Source organism: Dyella tabacisoli (assembly GCF_003350925.1).
GTDB classification, from domain to species: Bacteria; Pseudomonadota; Gammaproteobacteria; order Xanthomonadales; family Rhodanobacteraceae; genus Dyella_C; species Dyella_C tabacisoli.
The window spans coordinates 40,292-58,516 of sequence record NZ_KZ857185.1; the positions used below are offsets into that span (position 1 = coordinate 40,292).

Annotated in this window: 14 protein-coding genes and 1 pseudogene; 11 read left to right on the forward strand and 4 right to left on the reverse strand. The window is 60.9% G+C overall.

Features of this window, described 5'->3' with window-relative positions; genetic code table 11:
* Nucleotides 1-387, forward strand: coding sequence for an aspartate 1-decarboxylase (gene panD, locus DVJ77_RS19865; RefSeq protein ID WP_114847275.1), 387 nt, complete (start codon nucleotides 1-3; stop codon nucleotides 385-387).
* A gap of 99 nt (nucleotides 388-486) precedes the next feature.
* Nucleotides 487-2,157: a glucose-6-phosphate isomerase gene (pgi, locus tag DVJ77_RS19870; RefSeq protein ID WP_114847276.1), complete on the forward strand. Its 1,671-nt coding sequence runs from the start codon at nucleotides 487-489 to the stop codon at nucleotides 2,155-2,157.
* 9 nt (nucleotides 2,158-2,166) lie between these two features.
* Here pgi and queG read toward each other — a convergent pair whose 3' ends face one another.
* A complete protein-coding gene (gene queG / locus DVJ77_RS19875; protein WP_114847277.1) occupies nucleotides 2,167-3,240 on the reverse strand; it encodes a tRNA epoxyqueuosine(34) reductase QueG in 1,074 nt (357 codons plus the stop codon).
* Nucleotides 3,241-3,450: 210 nt separating this feature from the next.
* Between queG and DVJ77_RS19880 the strand changes: the two genes are divergently transcribed.
* From DVJ77_RS19880 to DVJ77_RS19900, 5 genes are all read left to right on the forward strand, one after another.
* A complete protein-coding gene (locus tag DVJ77_RS19880; protein WP_114847278.1) occupies nucleotides 3,451-4,947 on the forward strand; it encodes an NAD(P)H-hydrate dehydratase in 1,497 nt (498 codons plus the stop codon).
* Nucleotides 4,944-5,429, forward strand: a complete 486-nt coding sequence (gene tsaE, locus DVJ77_RS19885; RefSeq protein WP_114847279.1) for a tRNA (adenosine(37)-N6)-threonylcarbamoyltransferase complex ATPase subunit type 1 TsaE — start codon at nucleotides 4,944-4,946, stop codon at nucleotides 5,427-5,429. Before DVJ77_RS19880 ends, tsaE begins: the two co-directional genes overlap by 4 nt.
* A 197-nt stretch (nucleotides 5,430-5,626) precedes the next feature.
* The gene (locus DVJ77_RS19890; RefSeq protein ID WP_114847280.1) at nucleotides 5,627-7,207 is read left to right on the forward strand and encodes an N-acetylmuramoyl-L-alanine amidase; all 1,581 of its coding nucleotides are present in this window, start codon (nucleotides 5,627-5,629) and stop codon (nucleotides 7,205-7,207) included.
* Between the two features lie 58 nt (nucleotides 7,208-7,265).
* Complete coding sequence (gene mutL / locus DVJ77_RS19895; RefSeq protein ID WP_114847281.1) at nucleotides 7,266-9,125, forward strand: DNA mismatch repair endonuclease MutL; 1,860 nt, start codon at nucleotides 7,266-7,268, stop codon at nucleotides 9,123-9,125.
* A gap of 58 nt (nucleotides 9,126-9,183) precedes the next feature.
* Nucleotides 9,184-10,092 (forward strand): DUF1684 domain-containing protein, encoded by a 909-nt coding sequence (locus tag DVJ77_RS19900; RefSeq protein WP_114847282.1) that lies wholly within the window; start codon nucleotides 9,184-9,186, stop codon nucleotides 10,090-10,092.
* A gap of 63 nt (nucleotides 10,093-10,155) precedes the next feature.
* On the opposite strand, the gene DVJ77_RS19905 is transcribed toward DVJ77_RS19900, so the two are convergent.
* Nucleotides 10,156-10,938: an enoyl-CoA hydratase-related protein gene (locus tag DVJ77_RS19905; protein ID WP_114847283.1), complete on the reverse strand. Its 783-nt coding sequence runs from the start codon at nucleotides 10,936-10,938 to the stop codon at nucleotides 10,156-10,158.
* Nucleotides 10,939-11,128: 190 nt separating this feature from the next.
* On the opposite strand from DVJ77_RS19905, the gene bamJ reads away from it, so the two are divergent.
* The 4 genes and pseudogenes from bamJ (at nucleotide 11,129) to DVJ77_RS19930 (ending at nucleotide 15,781) form a co-directional block, all read left to right on the forward strand.
* Entirely contained in the window at nucleotides 11,129-11,854 is a 726-nt protein-coding gene (gene bamJ / locus DVJ77_RS19910) for a BamJ family beta-barrel-assembly machinery protein (protein WP_191983727.1), read from the forward strand.
* Between the two features lie 51 nt (nucleotides 11,855-11,905).
* Nucleotides 11,906-12,716 (forward strand): annotated as a pseudogene (locus DVJ77_RS19920) (NUDIX hydrolase).
* Nucleotides 12,713-13,573 carry a sulfurtransferase gene (locus tag DVJ77_RS19925; protein WP_114847287.1) on the forward strand — a complete coding sequence of 287 codons (861 nt, stop codon included), beginning with the start codon at nucleotides 12,713-12,715 and terminating at the stop codon, nucleotides 13,571-13,573. The pseudogene DVJ77_RS19920 and the gene DVJ77_RS19925 overlap by 4 nt, the downstream one beginning before the upstream one ends.
* A gap of 45 nt (nucleotides 13,574-13,618) precedes the next feature.
* Entirely contained in the window at nucleotides 13,619-15,781 is a 2,163-nt protein-coding gene (locus tag DVJ77_RS19930) for a TIM-barrel domain-containing protein (protein WP_191983728.1), read from the forward strand.
* 60 nt (nucleotides 15,782-15,841) lie between these two features.
* Here the strand turns inward: DVJ77_RS19930 and DVJ77_RS19935 are convergent, their stop codons facing one another.
* Both DVJ77_RS19935 and DVJ77_RS19940 read right to left on the reverse strand, forming a co-directional pair.
* Nucleotides 15,842-16,597, reverse strand: a complete 756-nt coding sequence (locus tag DVJ77_RS19935; protein ID WP_114847288.1) for an enoyl-CoA hydratase/isomerase family protein — start codon at nucleotides 16,595-16,597, stop codon at nucleotides 15,842-15,844.
* A gap of 51 nt (nucleotides 16,598-16,648) precedes the next feature.
* Complete coding sequence (locus tag DVJ77_RS19940; RefSeq protein WP_380038185.1) at nucleotides 16,649-18,109, reverse strand: DUF4139 domain-containing protein; 1,461 nt, start codon at nucleotides 18,107-18,109, stop codon at nucleotides 16,649-16,651.
* Nucleotides 18,110-18,225 lie beyond the last annotated feature (116 nt).

Sequence of the window (18,225 nt, forward strand, 5' to 3'; positions counted from 1 at the left end):
ATGAATCTGAATATGCTCAAGGCCAAGATCCACCGCGCGACGGTGACCCACGCTGAGTTGCATTACGAAGGCTCGATTGCGATCGACGGCCTGCTGCTCGATGCCTCCGGTATTCGCGAGTACGAGCAGATCCATGCCTGGAACATCAATAACGGCAAGCGCTTCGTTACCTATGCGCTGCGTGCCGAGAACGGCTCCGGGATCATCTCGGTGAATGGCAGTGCCGCCCATCGTGCACAGCCCGGCGACCTGATTATCATCGCCGCGTTCGCCCAGCTTGCCGAAGCCGAGGCAGAGCAGTTCCAGCCGACCCTGGTCTATGTGGACGCGGACAATCGCATCTCGCATACCAATCGCAGCATCCCCACGCAGATGGCGGCAGCTTAAACGTGCTGGGGGTCTTGAGAGCGGTTTAAAGCGCCGCTACTCAAGCGCCATCTTCAGCACGTAAGATCGGATGCTTCGTCAGTCACTGTACGAGCATCCATGCTATTTGAGCGTCGCGTCCCCTTGTTTGCCGATCACGCACAGCGCCTTGCGCAGACTTCGCTACGCGAGCTGCTGAACGATATTCCGCGTGGCGAGCGCTTACGTCAGCGGTGGGGGCCGATCCTGCTCGACTTGAGTCGACAGAAGCTCGATAACCAGGCCCTGGATGCGCTCGGAGCCCATGTCGAGGCGAGCGGTTGGCAACAGGCGCGTGATGCGATGTTTGCCGGGGCGTCGATCAACACATCGGAAAACCGTGCGGTGCTGCATACCGCGCTGCGCGCCAGCGTTGCGCAGTTGCCGTCGCCGGCACCGCGTGAAGCCTTGCAAGAGATCGAGCAGACGTTGCAGCGGATCGACAAGCTGGTCCAGGCGATCGGTCAGGGCGAGGCGGCCAGTCTGGGTCTGCCGGCAACGATTACGGATGTGGTCAATATCGGTATCGGCGGCTCCGATCTCGGTCCGCGTTTGGCAGTGCGGGCACTTGCACCGTTTCATGTGCCGCATATACGTAGTCACTTTCTGACCAATGTGGATGGCCAGTCTGCCCATGATTTGATGCGTCAGTTGGATCCCAGGCGCACCTTGGTGATCGTTGTTTCTAAAACGTTCACTACGCAAGAGACCCTGCTCAACGGCAATGTGCTGCGCGATTGGATAGCGCGTGCCTATGACGGTGATGAACGTCTGGTGGCGCGGCATTTTCTTGCGGTCAGCGCGAGCCCGGCTGCTGCCCAGGCATGGGGCGTTCCCGCCGCGCACATTTATCCCATGTGGGATTTTGTCGGTGGGCGGTTTTCGTTATGGTCCGCCGTAGGCCTTTCATTGGCTTTGGCGATTGGCATGGAGCATTTTCGTGCCTTGCTGACCGGTGCGGCAGGTGTCGACGATCATTTCCGCACGGCGCCATGGCAGCGCAACTTGCCGGTGCTGCTCAGTCTGGTCGAATATTGGAACCGTGATGTGCAACGGCATACCAGCCGTGCAGTGGTCCCTTATGCGGACCTGCTTGGCGATCTGACCTCTTACCTGCAGCAATTGGAGATGGAGAGCCTGGGCAAGCAAGTGACGCCGCAGGGCGATGCCGTGAGTGGCCCGACAGCACCGGTGGTGTGGGGCAGCGTGGGTACTAACGCGCAGCATGCTTATTTTCAGGCGTTGCATCAGGGCACCGATGTTGTGCCGTTGGAATTCATCGGCGTGGTTAAGCCAGCGCATCCATTGCGTGCCAATCACGATGCACTGCTTTCCAATCTGCTGGCCCAGGCTGCGGCACTTGCGTTGGGCAAGACCTTTGCAGAGGCCTTGGCCGAGGCAAAAGATGGCGGTGCGGAGGCCTTGGCCGAGGCTAAAGAAGGTGGCGATGCCACGCGTCGCGCGTTGGCTGCGCAGCGTACCTTTCCAGGCGATCGTCCAAGTACCGTGATTCTGCTGGATGCGTTGACGCCGGAGAGTCTGGGTGCACTGATCGCGCTGTATGAGCACAAAGTATTCATGCTCGGCCATCTATGGGGCATCAATGCCTTCGACCAATGGGGTGTGGAGCTGGGCAAAGGCATCGCCCGGCAAATTCTGCCGGCCCTGGATGGAACGGCTGAGCAACGGGCGGGTTTCGATTCCGCTACTCGCGCGCTGATCGAAGCGATCCAGGAGCGCCGCGAAGGCTGAGAGGGTGTCCTATGACGAGGACTGTCGCGCCAGAGCCCAGGCAACATGCTCGCGCACGATGGCTGACGGATGCTCGGCACGCGCCTGCAATGCCAGTAACACCTCGGCGGAATGCGGTGCGTTGCCCAACGCCACCGCGATGTTGCGCAACCAGCCCTCATAGCCCGTGCGGCGGATCGCCATGCCTTCGGTGCGCTTGAGAAACTCGTCTTCGCTCCAGTCGAATAGTTCAACCAGTTTGGCGCCATCGAGGCTGTGACGCGGGGCGAAATCAGGCTCGACCGCCTCCTGCGCGAACTTGTTCCACGGGCAAATAAGCTGGCAGTCGTCACAACCAAAGATGCGATTGCCCATCGGCGCGCGTAGTTCTTCGGGAATGCTGCCTTTCAATTCGATCGTGAGATAGGAAATGCAGCGCCGCGCGTCGAGCCGGTACGGGGCGACGATGGCCTGGGTCGGGCAGATATCGATGCAGCGGCGGCAACTGCCGCAGTGCGCGCTGGCAGGTTCGTCGCTGGGAAGCGGCAGGTCGGTATACAACTCGCCAAGAAAGAAATAAGAGCCGGCGCGGCGATTGATAAGCACGGTGTGCTTGCCGATCCAGCCGATGCCGGCATTGCGCGCCAGCGCTTTTTCCAGCACCGGGGCCGAGTCGACATAGGCGCGATAGCCGAAGTCGCCGATGGCGGCGTGAATACGTTCGGCCAGTTTCTGCAACCGGTTGCGCATCAGCTTGTGGTAGTCGCGTCCCAGCGCGTAACGCGCCACATAGCCCGTGGACGGATCGTTGATGACATCCCAGGCATTGCGGGTGCCTGGCGGCACGTAATCCATGCGTACTGAAATCACCCGCAGCGTGCCTGGCTCAAGTTCGGCCGGCCGGCTGCGTTTGCTGCCATGACGAGCCATGTACTCCATTTCACCGTGATGGCCGTCATCGAGCCAACGCTGCAGATGTAATTCGTCGTCACCAAGATGGGTGCCGGTAATGCCTGCCTCGGCAAACCCCAATTCGCGCGCCCAGCGTTTGATATCGCCGGCCAGGGCGATGTAGTCAGGTGAGGTGAGGGCGGTGGCGGACATGGGCGTATTTTAGGGGAAGGGGGGGTAAGAGCGGGGAACGGGGAATGGGGAACGTGCAGACTGATGGGTGGTTGCGGCGCCGCGTTCTTTTTTGATTTTTCTTTGGTTTTGCTCTTGCTTTTTTGCTCCTGCTTTTTAGGCTTTTCCCCGTTCCCCGTTCCCCGTTCCCCGTTCCCCGTTCCCCGTTCCCCGTTCCCTATAATTCCCCGCATGACCGCCAGCGCCCATCGCCATAACCTGTATACCGTCGATCAAGTACGTGCCTTGGACCTGCGGGCTATCGAAACGCTGGGTATTCCTGGTTATGAGCTGATGCGTCGCGCTGCCTGGGCCGGTTTGTCCAGTCTTCGTCGGCATTGGCCGCAACTCGGCCGGATCGCGGTGTATTGCGGGCCGGGCAACAATGGCGGTGATGGCTTTCTACTCGCTGCCTTGGCGCGAGAGGAGGGTTTGCAGGTTGAGTTGTTTGCGCTGGGTGCTGAGTCAGGTGGTGATGCCGCCCTTGCACGCACGGCTTACGAAGCGTCCGGTGGTCGTGTGCTGCATTGGGATGAGCAGTCGTCATTGCCAAACGTTGAGCTGCATGTCGATGCCTTGTATGGCACCGGGTTGCGGCGCGCGCCTGAGCCGGCCGTCGCCGTTTTGATCGAGCGCATCAACGCCAGCGGTGTGCCGGTGTTGGCATTGGATGTGCCTTCGGGTTTGAATGCCGATACCGGGCATTGTCCGGGAGCGGCGATTCGCGCCAGCGTTACTGTAAGTTTTATCGCCGCCAAACGCGGCTTGCATACCGGACATGCCGCCGAGCAGGTCGGCATAGTGGAGTTGGATACGCTTGGCTTGCCCGATGAGCTTTGGCGAGGCTCGTCTGCCGATGCTGTGCTGCTCCAGGTGCAATCGTTGCCCCCGCGAGCGCGGTATGCCCACAAAGGCGATAACGGCCATGTATTGGCGATCGGCGGCAACCACGGCACGGCTGGGGCGGTTCGGCTTTGTGCAGAAGCGGCACTGCGCGCCGGTGCGGGTCTGGTCAGCGTAGCCACCCAAGTTGGGAATCTAGTCGGGTTGAATAGCGCGCGGCCGGAACTGATGGCGCATGCGGTGAACGGGCCGCAGGCAGTCACGCCCCTGATCGAGCGCGCGACGGTACTCGCCGTAGGGCCTGGTCTGGGGCAAGGCGCATGGGGGCATGCCTTATGGCTGACCGCGTTAGATAGCGATAAACCGCTGGTCCTGGATGCCGATGGGCTCAATTTGCTTGCCTTGGAGTCGCGTCGCTTCGTGCAACCGGCGGTGCTGACACCTCATCCGGGTGAGGCTGCGCGGCTGTTGGGCATCACCACCAAGGAGGTCGAGCTGGATCGCTTTGCCGCGGTACGTGCGCTGGCGCAGCGTTACGGGGCGGTTGTGGTGCTGAAAGGGGCGGGTAGCTTGATTTCCGACCCAGATGGACGTCTAGCCGTCTGTCCGTGGGGAAATCCCGGCATGGCCTCCGGTGGCATGGGTGATTTGCTCACGGGCATCATTGCCGCTTTACTCGCCCAGGGATTGACGCCTTGGCAGGCAGCTTGCCTCGGTGTCGGCTTGCATGCGCGGGCAGGTGACGAGGCGGCGCAAGCGGGTGAGCGGGGCTTGATTGCCAGTGACCTGCTCATGCCTTTGCGTCAATTGCTTAACGCGCAGCCGTTCGACGGGCCGGGACTATGAGCAAACAGACTTGGGAGCTTGCCGACGAAGCAGCCACGGTGGCGCTGGCGGCACGCCTGGCTACGGTGCTAATCGACAACGGCGGTCATGCCGAGTCAGACCGGGGCTTGGTGATTTATTTGCACGGTGAGCTGGGCGCCGGCAAAACCAGTTTCGCCCGTGCCCTGCTCGGTGCCCTGGGGGTCGGAGAGCGGATCAAGAGTCCAACCTACAGCCTGGTCGAGTCTTATCAGGCACAAGGACGCCTGGCCTGGCATCTGGACCTATACCGCATTGCCGACCCAGGTGAGCTGGAATGGCTGGGGTTGGATGCATTGTCCGATCCGGCGGCCCTGGTGCTGGTGGAGTGGCCCGAGCGTGGCGCTGGAGCCTTGCCGGTCGCTGATCTGCAATTGGACCTGAACTATGCCGGTATGGGGCGCCAGGCCACTTGGCACAGTCATACCGAGCGCGGCGCACGGGTTCTTGCTCGCCTGGGCTGATCGCCCGCGGCCTGCTTTTGCGCTAACTACGCGTCCGCCTTGGATTTTTTGCCGAAAGAGGATCTGCCGGGGATGCCTTTTGAATGCGCGGCTTGCAGGCTATAGCTGGATACAGTGTGACGAATAGCTTGCAGGTTATGGATATTCAAGGGAAAAACACTTGCATTCAGGAAAGTGCTGCGCTTCAATGCCGCCCTATGAGGGGATATCCGACGCGACTTTGTCTGTACACCTGTCTCGCCACTTTGGCGATGCTGCCGCTATGCGCCTCGCAGGCCGCCGATGTGAAGTCGGCCAGAGTCTGGGCCGGCCCTGAATACACCCGGCTGGTGCTCGATATTTCCGGCCCGGTGAGTTACAAATTCGACCAAAATGGCGATCAAGTTGTGCTCAACCTGGATCGCAGCGCTATCGCCAGCGGTTTTGCAGCACCCGCTGCGCAAGGTTTGTACAAAGGCTTGAGCGATGATCGTCAGGGTGATCGCCTGCAGTTGACGGCCAAGATCGCGCCATCCAGCCGGATCAAGAGCTTTCTGGTCAAACCCTCAGCCGATTTAGGTTACCGGTTGGTGCTGGACGTCTACCCTGGTAGCGCTACGGCAAAGCCGACTAGCGTCGAGGCGGCTGATGAAGACAGCACACCCGTTGCCGCCGTAACTGCCCCGACCGAGATTGCTCCGAGCAAGACCAGCACTAAAGCGCCGTCCAAGAGCAATCTCAAGGCCAGCCAAAGCGGCATGGCGTCCACGCGGCAAGCTGCCGCGCTGATGAACGGCCAGCGCAAAGTCGTGGTGGCGGTTGATGCCGGCCACGGCGGCAAGGACCAGGGCGCACATGGCCCCAGCGGCACGTTGGAGAAGAACGTCACGCTTGCCGTCGCCCGCGAGCTGGCGGCGCAAATTAATCGCCAGCCCGGTATGAAGGCCGTGCTGACCCGCGATGCCGACTTTTTCATTCCGTTGAAGCAGCGCTATCAGATCGCCCGCGAGAACAACGCGGATATGTTTGTGTCGATTCATGCCGACGCCTTCGTCAATGGCGATGCGCGAGGCTCTTCCGTGTGGGTATTGTCTCCGCGCGGCAAAACCAGCGAAGCCGCGCGTTGGCTGGCAGACAGCGAAAACCGCGCCGACTTGATCGGTGGTGTTTCGCTGGACGATAAAGACGACAGCCTGGCTGCCGTGCTGCTCGATTTGCAGCAGGGTTACGCCATGCAAGCCAGCGAATCGATTGCCGGCAACGTGTTGAAAGCACTGGGTAACCTTGGGCCGACCCATCGTGGCTATGTGGAGCGCGCGAACTTCGTAGTGCTGCGCTCGCCCGATGTGCCGTCGATCCTGGTCGAGACCGCCTTCATCAGCAACCCGACCGAAGAGCGCAAGCTACGCGATCCCAGTCATCAGACTCGGCTCGCCGAGGCGGTCATGGGGGGGGTGAAGAATTACTTCGAATCCACGCCGCCGCAAGGCACCTGGTTTGCCGCGCAGGCTGCTCGGCGTAATGGCGTTCAGCCGGCCAGTAAAGATGACGGTGATACCCCCGCTCCCGCTGACACCGATGCCAAGGTAGCCGCAACGGTAGCGAGCAAGGATGCGGCGCCCAGTGTTGCCAAGGCTGCCGATGCCGATATACGCGACCTGCATCGTGTCGCCCGCGGTGAGAGCCTGCGCAGTATTGCCCGTCAGTACGGCGTGAGCATCGGGGCCTTGAAGAGCGCCAATGGTCTCAGTGGCGAAACGGTACACGCCGGTACGATGCTGGCCATTCCTGCGGGTTAATTCGTCATGACGATAAGCTGACGTTCCCACTGGCGGGCGCAGGCTTTAAGCTTGCCGCATGTCTGCTATCCGTCCGCTTCCCCCCGAACTCATCAACCAGATTGCCGCCGGCGAGGTCATTGAACGCCCGTCATCGGTCGTCAAAGAGTTGGTCGAGAATAGTCTCGATGCCGGCGCTACGCGGATCGAAGTGGAGATCGAGCAAGGCGGCTCGCGCTTGATTCGTGTGCGCGACGACGGCGGTGGCATCGCTCAAGACGAACTGCAGCTTGCAGTCGCCTCACATGCGACCAGCAAGATCGGCAGTTTCGACGATCTCGAGCACGTCGCCAGCATGGGCTTTCGCGGCGAGGCGTTGGCTTCGGTATCCTCGGTGGCCCGTTTTGCGCTGACATCGCGCGCGCGCGGGCAAGACGCTGCGTTTCGCATCGAGGTGGATGGTGGCAAGGCGCAGGCCGCGCGGCCCGCCCAGCATCCGCAGGGCAGCAGTGTCGAAGTGCGCGATTTGTTTTATAACGTGCCGGCGCGACGCAAGTTTCTCCGCGCCGAGCGCACCGAATTTGCGCATATCGACGACTTGCTGAAATCGCTGGCTCTGGCGCGCAGCTCGGTCGAGTTTCGTCTTAGCCACAACGGTAAGCCGGTACGTATTCTCAAGGCCGTGCGCGATGAGCAGGCGGCCTTGCAACGTGTCGCCGAAGTATTAGGCGAGGATTTTCCGGCGCAGAGTCTACGCATCGATCATGCGGTGGCTGGGCTGCATCTTTCCGGCTGGGTCGGCTTGCCGACCGCATCACGTTCACAGGCTGATTCGCAGTACTTTTATGTCAATGGGCGTCTGGTGCGCGACCGTGTGGTAACGCATGCGGTGCGCCAGGCTTATGCCGATGTCTTGTTCCACGGTCGCCACCCGGCCTTTGTGCTGTATCTGGAGCTTGACCCGGTAGGGGTGGACGTAAACGTGCACCCAGCCAAACATGAAGTACGTTTTCGCGAGCAGAGGCTGGTGCACGATTTTTTGTTCCGCACCTTGCACGAGGCGTTGGCGCAAACGCGAGCCGGGCAGGTCGTTTCTACCGCTCAAACGGTGGACGGTGTGCTGACCATGGCGTCCGGAGCGACTGCGGCATCGTACGCGGCATCGGGGGCGTCACCGTCCGGTGGGTCCAGTTACAACCCCTCTCATCAGGGCAGCGTCTATCAAAACCAGTTCAGTCAAAGCCGGTTGAATCTGGGCGTGCGTGACGAGCCACTGGCGGGCTATGCGGCACTATTGGGCGAGCCGCCACGCGAGCGCAGTGCCGAGCCGTTTCCGGCGACCGATGAAAGTGAGGCGCCGCCGTTGGGTTTTGCCATCGCCCAGCTCAAAAATATCTACATTCTTGCCGAGAACGCACATGGTCTGGTGCTGGTGGATATGCATGCCGCACACGAGCGCATCACCTACGAAAAACTGAAAGCCGGCCGCGCCTGCAGCAATTTGCGTTCGCAGATGTTGCTTGTGCCATTGAACGTTTCGGTCAGCGCAAAAGAGGCCGCCGCGGCGGAAGAGCATGCCGAGGCTTTGGCCGATTGGGGGCTGGAGCTGTCGCGCAGTGGTCCATCTGGCGTCGTGATTCGACGTATTCCTGCCTTGCTGGAGGGCGCCGATGTCGCTCAGCTTTGCCGCGATGTACTGGCGGAGCTCGCCCAGCACGGCAGTTCGCGACGGCTGCAAGAGTTGGAAAATGAACTGCTCTCGACGATGGCTTGCCACGGTTCCGTGCGTGCCGGTCGCCGACTTACCCCTCCTGAGATGAATGCGCTATTGCGCGAGATGGAGGCCACCGAGCGCTCGGGTCAATGCAATCATGGTCGCCCGACCTGGACCCAGTTGAGCCTGGGTGAATTGGATCGATTGTTTATGCGTGGTCGTTGATCGGATGGTTTAAGTTTTGGCCGTCCATACTGATAGGTCTTTCGAGTGGGGGTGTGCCTTGTTCCGTTATGTCCTAGCGAGTATTGCCTTTAGCCTTGGAGTTGCCGTCGTGCATGCCGATACTGTTGATTCCCCTACCGATTATCAGCGTGACATTCAGCAATGGCAGCAGCAGCGCGCCGCCAGTCTCACTGCGCCTAACGGCTGGCTGAGCCTGATCGGGCTGGAATGGTTGAACGAGGGTAGTAATCGCGTCGGCAGCGCTAGCGACAACGACATCGTGTTGAAGGCAGGTCCTGCACATCTGGGCGTTATCACGCTGGATAAGAACGGGGCCATGCACATAGTGCTAGCCAAAGGCAGTAACGCAACCATCGACGAAAAAGCACTGCATGAAGCGATCCTGGTTGACGATGCGCATGCTGGCGACGCCAAGCCAACTACCGTGGCATTCGGCACGGCAAATTTTTATGTGATTGATCGCGACGGCCGCAAAGGCCTGCGCGTGAAGGACAGCAACGCCACGACACGCACGCATTTTCTTGGGCTGGATTATTTTCCGGCGGATCCGTCCTGGCGTGTCGTTGCCGACTGGGTGCCGTTCGATCCACCCCACGAGCTTGAGATTGGCTCGGTGCTGGGCACGGTGAACAAGGAAAAAGTGCCAGGCAAAGCCGTGTTTCAACGCGATGGCCACACTTACGAGCTGATGCCGATCCAGGAAGAGCCCGGCTCGCTGTTCTTCGTCATCGCCGACCGCACTTCGGGTCACGAGACCTATGGCGCGGCACGCTTTCTCGACGTGGCGTTGCCTAAAGACGGCAAGGTAGTGCTGGACTTCAACCAGGCCTACAACCCGCCATGTGCCTTCACCGCATTCGCGACCTGCCCACTAGCTCCACCGGAAAACCGTATGGACCTGCGCGTGATGGCCGGCGAGAAAAATTATCGCGGCGGGCATCACTAAGCCTGTGTCCGATCGCTGCGCGTCGCAGCGATCAGACCTAGTGCGCCAAGCTCATGCGCTTGCTTAGCGCCCTTTGAACTGCGCTTTGCGTTTCTCCAGAAACGCTGTCGTTCCTTCGCGCATGTCTTCGGTGGCGAAGGCAAGCGCAAACGCCTGCGTTTCAAATTCCAGGCCTTGGTCGATGGTGGTCTCACCGCCTTGCAGCACGGCGTCGAGAATACCTGCGGCGGCCAAGGGCGCTGCGGCAGCAAGTTGATCGGCCAGGGCATTTACCGTTTCGTCCAGCGCTTCAGCGGCGACCACGCGGGTGACCAGTCCCAGTTCGTAGGCGCGCTGAGCGCCGATCGGCGCGCCGGTAAGGCACAACTCCAGCGCTGCGCCGCGACCGGCCAGACGCAGCAGGCGCTGGGTGCCGCCAAAACCGGGAATCAGGCCAAGATTGATTTCTGGCTGGCCGAATTTCGCCTTCTCGCTGGCGATACGTAGATGGCAGGCCATTGCCAGCTCCATGCCGCCGCCCAGGGCGAAGCCCTGAATGCGTGCGATTACCGGTTTACCTAGTCGTTCGATTGAACTCATCAACCGTTGCCCTGTGCGCGAAAAGCCCTGCGCTTGCACCGGTGTGTAGCCATTCATCTCGGCAATGTCGGCACCGGCGACAAAAGCTTTCTCGCCAGCACCCATCAGTACCACTGCCCGGACGGCATCGTCCTGGGCGGCTTGGGCAAAGGCCAGGCTCAGTTCGTTGAGGGTGTCGCGATTGAGTGCATTGAGCTTGTCCGGGCGGTTTACAGTGATGGTGCGCACTGCGCCGCGATTGCTGATTTCCAGGTTGCGATAGGCCATAACGGTTATCTGACGGGTAAAGTGTTCATGTTAGCAGCGGGAACCTTTGGTACAGCAGGCTTTCTTATGGCCTGCCCTCAGCGCCCATGGTTATATGGAGGCCGAGCAGCTTTTGAGACGCCGGCAGCGCTGCACGATCTGCCATAACCGCTTAGCATGGTAGGGTTCGCGCACAGTGATGGAGGATGGCATGAGACAACGGTGTTGGCTGGCTCTGGGCATGTTGTTGCTGGGAGGTCTGGCGCATGCACAGAACCGCGCCGTGCCGCCCGGTACGCCGTCGGTCAAGCCGGATAAGGCCAAGTTGTCTTATGCGATCGGCTACCAGATCGGTAGCCAGTTCGTCAGCGGTGAGCCGGAGGTGGATATCGCCGTCCTGCAAAAGGCGATCCAGGACGCCTATGCCAAACGCCCGCCGTCGGTACCCATGCAGGACATGCACCAGCAGCTACAGCGCATGGACCAGCAAATGCACGATAGCGCGGTGGCCGAGTACAAGCGCATCGCCGCGGCCAATGCACGCAAGAGCGCCGACTACATGGTGCGCAACCGTCAGCAGTCCGGTGTGGTGCAACTGCCGTCAGGTGTTCAGTACGCGGTATTGAAAAAAGGTGACGGTGCGGCCAATCCGGCCGTCAACAGCATTGTCACGGTGAACTATCGGGGCATGTTGGTCGACGGTACCGAATTCGACAGCACCTGGGCACGCGGTGCGCCGGTACATTTTGCGGCGGATAAAGTCATTCGCGGTTGGCAGGATGTCATTCCACGCATGCATATCGGCGATCGCTGGAAAGTGGTGATTCCGCCGCAGTTGGCTTATGGCGAGGTGGGCGCCTTGCCGCGTATCGGCCCGAACGAGGCGCTGGTATTCGAGATTGAGCTGCTCGACATCAAGCCGCCGGAGTCGCCATAGACACACACTTTTGCTGCCGAATGACCGCGTATCGGCTAGCATGACGGGCTCATGCCGAACGAATCTACTGCCGCTACAGCCCTTCCTTTAACGCCTTGCATCGGCATTTGCCGATTGGACCCGCGCGGCTATTGCATCGGCTGTCAGCGCAGTGGGGATGAGATTGCGCGGTGGCGCAGCATGAGCGATGCCGAGCGGCTGCATTACATGCGCGATGTTTTGCCTGCGCGTTCAATACCATGATGCGTCTAGCACCATGACGGAAGGGCAACTGTCCGCGCTGTTGACCGCGCTGCGACCGTTGTCGTCACCGCCGACCGCGCCCGGTTGGAATCATGTCGAAATGGCTGAGCTGCTTGGCGATACGCCGCGCAGCCCGGCAGCCGTACTGGTCGGCCTGCGTCAGGGTGTGCAACCGCGGCTGGTGCTTACGGTGCGTACCGATCACTTACAGGCGCATGCCGGGCAGGTCGCTTTTCCTGGCGGTCGTACCGACCCTGAGGATGGCGATGCGCTGACCACCGCCTTGCGCGAGAGTGAGGAAGAGATAGGCCTCGATCGCGCGCTGGTGACCCCGCTGGGTTATCTGGACTGCTTCGAGACGATCAGCGGTTTTTGCGTCACCCCGGTGGTCGCCTGGATCGATGCGCACGCACCCTTGTATCCGGCGCCCGCCGAGGTGGCTGAAGTATTCGAAGTGCCCTTGGCATTTCTTTTGAACCCGGCCAACTTGCGCCGCTATACGATGGAATTTCGCGGTCATCAGCGGCCGATGGTGGAGTTCGTCCACGGTGGTCATCGTATCTGGGGTGCAACCGCTGCGATATTGTTGAATTTGCTGCATAGGATGGGATGCGCATGAGCCTTCACACGACGTTGATCGATGCCGCGGCTCTCGCGGTTTTGCCCCCCGGACAAGTGTTGATCGTCGATTGCCGCGTCGATATGGCCGATCCCGGCCGAGGCGAGCGTGATTACCGCGAAGGACATATTCCAGGGGCAGTATTTGCCAGCCTCGACCACGAGCTCTCCGACCTGTCGCGGCAGGCATTGGGATTGGGTCGGCATCCGTTGCCGTTGGAGTCGGCCTTCTCGGCGTTACTGTCGAGCTGGGGCTGGCATCCGGGCCTGCAAGTGGTGTGCTACGACACGCAACATGGCGCGCTGGCGGCCGCGCGGCTGTGGTGGATGTTGCGACTGGTGGGCGCGCCCGAAGTGGCCGTGCTGGACGGTGGCTATGCGGCCTGGTTGGCAGCGGGCTTGCCCGTAGAGACGGCGATACCAGTGCGACAACCAACCCATGTCGAACGGCACTACGACCTTAGCCAGGTCGTACTCGATCACGAGACACTGCGTAACGCATCCGATCAGTTAGTGTTAGATGCGCGTGCCGCGCCCCGTTATCGCGGCGACATCGAGCCGCTCGATCGGGTTGCCGGCCATGTTCCCGGCGCATCGAACCGACCATTCAGCGACAACCTGGATGCGCAGGGGCGCTTCAAGCCGGCCGAGGTATTGCGGCGAGAATTTCTTGCAGTATTGGGAGCCGCGAAGCCCGCCCAGGTAGTGCATATGTGCGGCTCAGGAGTTACCGCCTGTCACAACTTATTGGCGATGGAATATGCCGGGCTGAACGGTGCGCGTTTATATGCGCCGTCATGGAGTGGCTGGATCAGCGATCCTTCGCGGCCGATTGAACGAGACGATACGAGCCATTGAAATTACCGTGCTTGTTTTGCCTGCCCGCATCATCAGGTGCATTGCATGCTGAAGCTATTCACCAAGAGTTTGCTGGTGCTGTCACTGTGGCAGATCAGTGCTATCGCGATGGCCGTCAAACCGCCGTCTGAGGTCATCGCCATCGGCCGCGCCGAAAAAATCGGCGATGGCATCGTGGCGTTTCTGCCGCAAGGCATGAAGGCTTATCCGGCTTCGCTTGCACTGCTCAAGCCGCCGGTATCGCAGGGCTCGCCACCATCGGACTGGGCCATCCGCCCGCAGTTCGCACAACGCAGTACAGGTACCCGCGTCACAGTGCAGGTGCCCGAAGGAGCGGATCTGTACGGCACCGGTGAGGTGACCGGGCCGCTGCGCCGCAATGGCAGCAAGATCACCCTGTGGAATACCGACAACTTCGAATACGCCCGCGAAGACGGGCATCAGCTATACCAGTCGCACCCATGGGTGTTGGGGGTGCGCAAGGATGGCAGCGCATTTGGCGTGCTGTTCGACTCCAGTTGGCGCGCCGAGCTCGATACCGGGCAGCAGATCGTATTTGCTTCGAGTGGACCGCCGATGCCGGTGATCGTGATCGATCGCGCATCGCCGCAAGCCGTACTGCAGGGCCTGGCCGAACTCACCGGCAGGATGCCGTTGCCGCCGCGTTGGGCACTGGGTTACCAGCAATCGCGTTGGTCGTATACGCCGGACACGCGGGTACTCGAAGTCGCCGATGAATTTCGCAAGCGCAAGATTCCGGTCGATGTGATCTGGATGGATATCGACTACATGGACGGGTTTCGTGTCTTTACCTTCAGCCCAAAGGACTTCCCCGATCCGAAGCGGCTCAATAACGCTTTGCACGAGCGTGGTTTTCATAGCGTATGGATGATTGATCCCGGCGTGAAGTTCGATCCTGGCTATGCGGTATACGACCGCGGCACCGCGCAAGACGTGTGGGTGAAAGATGCCCATGGCAGCGAATATCACGGCGAAGTCTGGCCGGGCGCGGTGGCTTACCCTGATTTCACCATGCCGGCGACGCGCCATTGGTGGTCGGCGCTGTATCAAGGGTTTATGGCGCAAGGTGTCGACGGCGTGTGGAACGATATGAACGAGCCGTCGGTGTTCAAGGTGTTGAGCATGACCATGCCGGACGACAACTGGCATCGTGGCGGTGGCGAACTGCCACCCGGCCCGCATCTGCAATATCACAATGTCTACGGCATGTTGATGACGCGTGCGACTCGCGAGGGTATCCAGACTGCGCTGCCAGATCGGCGGCCGTTTGTATTGACACGGGCCAACTTCCTCGGCGGTCAGCGTTACGCCGCGACCTGGACCGGCGACAACGCCTCCACTTGGAATCACCTGAAGATGTCGATTCCAATGTCGATCAATCTCGGTCTGTCGGGGCAGCCGTTCAGCGGCCCGGATATCGGTGGCTTCAGCGGCGAGGCGACCCCGGATCTATGGGCGAACTGGATCGCTGTCGGCGCGTTCTATCCGTTCTCACGAGGGCATACCATCAAGGCCCCGCAACAGAAGGAGCCTTGGGCTTTCGGGCCGGCGGTCGAGAACACCGCGCGCATAGCGATCGAGCGCCGCTACCGCCTGCTGCCTTATCTTTACACGCTGTTCCACGATGCTTCGATGGACGGTACGCCGGTGATGCAGCCGGTGTTTTTTGCCGATCCGCGCGATCCGCGGCTGCGTAGTGAGGAGCAGGCCTTTTTGCTTGGTCGCGACTTGCTGGTGGTGCCGGCCTGGGCGCATCAGCCGGCGTTGCCCAAGGGTATCTGGCGCAAGGTCTCGCTGATTGATGGCGAGGCTGGCGACCCCTATCAGGCGACCTTGAAATTACGTGGCGGCGCGATCGTGCCATTGGGCAGGGTGGTGCAGAACACTAACGAAGAATCGCTCGATCCGCTCACTTTGCTGGTGTGCCTGGATGCGCACGGCGAGGCGCAAGGCAGGCTTTATGAGGACGCGGGCGAGGGTTATGGCTATCGGCAGGGCAACTACCGCCTTACTCGCTATCGCGCCCAGCAGCAGGGTGACACGGTGCGAGTAAGCATCATCGGTAGCGAGGGCAAGCGGACACACCCGGCACGGGACATCGTTGTGCAAGTCATCACCGACGACGGGGTGTTTTCCGGCAAGGGAGCTGATAGCAGGGTGTCGGTGTCGCTGCGAAATCCGCACTAAGGCGCTGGAGAGCATCGAATGAGGCCACTGCCTCACTCGATGCTCTGGTTTGCTCAAGCATCAGCCTTTCTTTTTAAGCCGTGCCACAAGCTGCTGCAGCACTGACTGTGTTTCCTCGTGAAAGAAACCATCGAGAAAATCGTCGAGCGGCAAGGCATCGACATCGGCATAAGCATCGGCAAGATCGGCGCGGGCCAGCGCACGGGTGGCCAACATCGCGCGCGGCGGTAACGCGAGCAATTGATTGAGCCACTGAATGGCACGCGGAACCACTTGTTCTGCCGCTGCGAGTTCGTCGACCAAGCCGTAGCTCAGGGCCTGTTCCGATTCGACCATCGCACCGGCGACCAAAAGTCGTTCGGCTCGATAAGCGCCCACTACGCGGCGCATGGCGAACTGGATGCATTCCGGTACGACCAACCCAACCTGCACTTCGTTGAGGCCGATGCGAAACGTTCCCTGTGCCATCACCCGGTAGTCGCAGAACAAGGCCAGCACGGCACCGCCGGCAGGGCTGTGGCCGGTGATTGCAGCGACCACGGGTACCGGCGAGCGTGCCAGCACGGCGCATGTAGTGAAAAATTCATGCCAGTACTGGTGCACGCCTGCTCGGTCGCGGCCGAGCAAGGCCGGCACATCCACGCCCGCGGAAAACATGCCAGGCGCGCCCGACAGCACGATGCCGCGCGTGCCGCTTCGCACGGCTTCGTCAATGACCTGGCGTAGCGCTTGCAACAGTTCGAGATTGAGCGCATTGACCGGAGGCCGCGCGAGGTTGATCTCAGTGATCGCATCGTGGGTGACGAGGTTAAGCATGACTGTCCCGATCAGTGGTGAGGTGAGTGCCAAGAGACTTTGAGCAAGCTCTTATTGTGGTTGTTCGTCAGCCGTCCATTCATAGCGCACCGCATAGTCGAGTGTCGCCTTGCCGCCAGCGGGGACTTCGATGCGAAATTCCAGCAAGTCCGGCTTTTGTTGGCTGGGTTTGCTGGACGACGATACCAAGGTCCATTGCCGCCAGCGGTTGGGATGCTCGCGCACCGTGACGATACGCGCACTATCGCTGGCATTGCTCAAGTTGATGCGGAAGGTTTCGTTCAAGGTGCGGCCAGCCTTGTCTACGTTGAAGGCCGTGCGCTCGCGCTCGGCGCGCAGATCGAATGCGGTACCCAGTGTGATGGTGGCGTCACTGTTCTTGGGGGTGTCATTGATACGACCTTCGCCAATGAATTGGGGCGTGCCGTCGCGGTCGGCGCTCATGACGCGCAGATAGCCGGCGGGCAAGCTGTCAAAGGCGTGCAAGCGCAGCGTGCTGATAACCTCGCCACCACTACCCTGATTGAAATCGCGTCCAATCATCGGATGCGGTGGTAGCCAGCTACCACCCGCTTCATAGAGCGCAGTGCGCTCGCAATCGATCGTGCGGGTGGCGTACAAGGGCACCTGACTCACGCTGCCATCGGGTAGATCGACGGCGGCAGGCAGGTTGTAGACGCGATAATCGGCGAGTGTGGATTGCTCGGGCAGATCAGCGTTCGCGCCCTTGGCGCGCGGTGCCGCGGCATAAGCCATCATCACGGGATGCGGCGCCGAAGCTTTGGCGAAATGAGGTTCGCCGGCAATGAGCTTGAGCTGCACGCCGCTCCAGTCGCGGCCGCTTCGGTTGGCAATGCTGGCACGTGATTCGAATTGCATCTTGCAGCTAGCGCCGGGCAGCAAGGTGCCGATGTAGGCCGCGCGCCAGCCAAGCCCGGAAGTCGGGTAGCTCAGCATGGCCTTGGCCGTACCTGCACGAGCGGCATCCACGCGTAATTCCAGGCTGGAGCCGGTGTTGAAATTGCCGCGCGCGCGCACGGCGGCGTAGTCGCGAATCAGGCTGGTATTGCCCGCGGCGTCACGCACAAGCAGGCCATTGCCCGCGCGCAGCAAGGTACCGCTGGCCAGCGGTTGGGCATTGTTGCCTAACACTTCAATGGATTGACCGACCAGACTGCCAAGCGCGGCGTTCTGGCCTTGCCCGAGACGCAGGCGCTGGGAAAGCACCTTGGCTGCATCGCCCTCGACGAATAGCGAGAGGGCCTCGGTATCGAGAAACAAGGGCAATCCGCCAATACTCAAATCTTGCACGCCGCTTTTCAGATCCAATTGGCGCGGTTCGCGTGCGACGGCGTAGCCGGCCTGGACGTTGCCTCCATCACCGGTGCCGAATAAGGCGGCGTCATCACTGCGATAGAGAGTGAGCTCGGTGTGATCGGCCGGTGCGGCCGTCGCGGTCGTGGTAGCAGCAATACAGGCAAGGGCCAGGGTGCGTATACGGAACAGGTTCACAGGCGAACTCCAGTGAGGTGGTCGCCGAGCATCTTACTGAGGCTGCATGAAGCTTCGGTATCTGAGAGCCAACAGACCCCCTGCAAGCAGGGGGAGGGGCCAAACGTTCGCCTCAT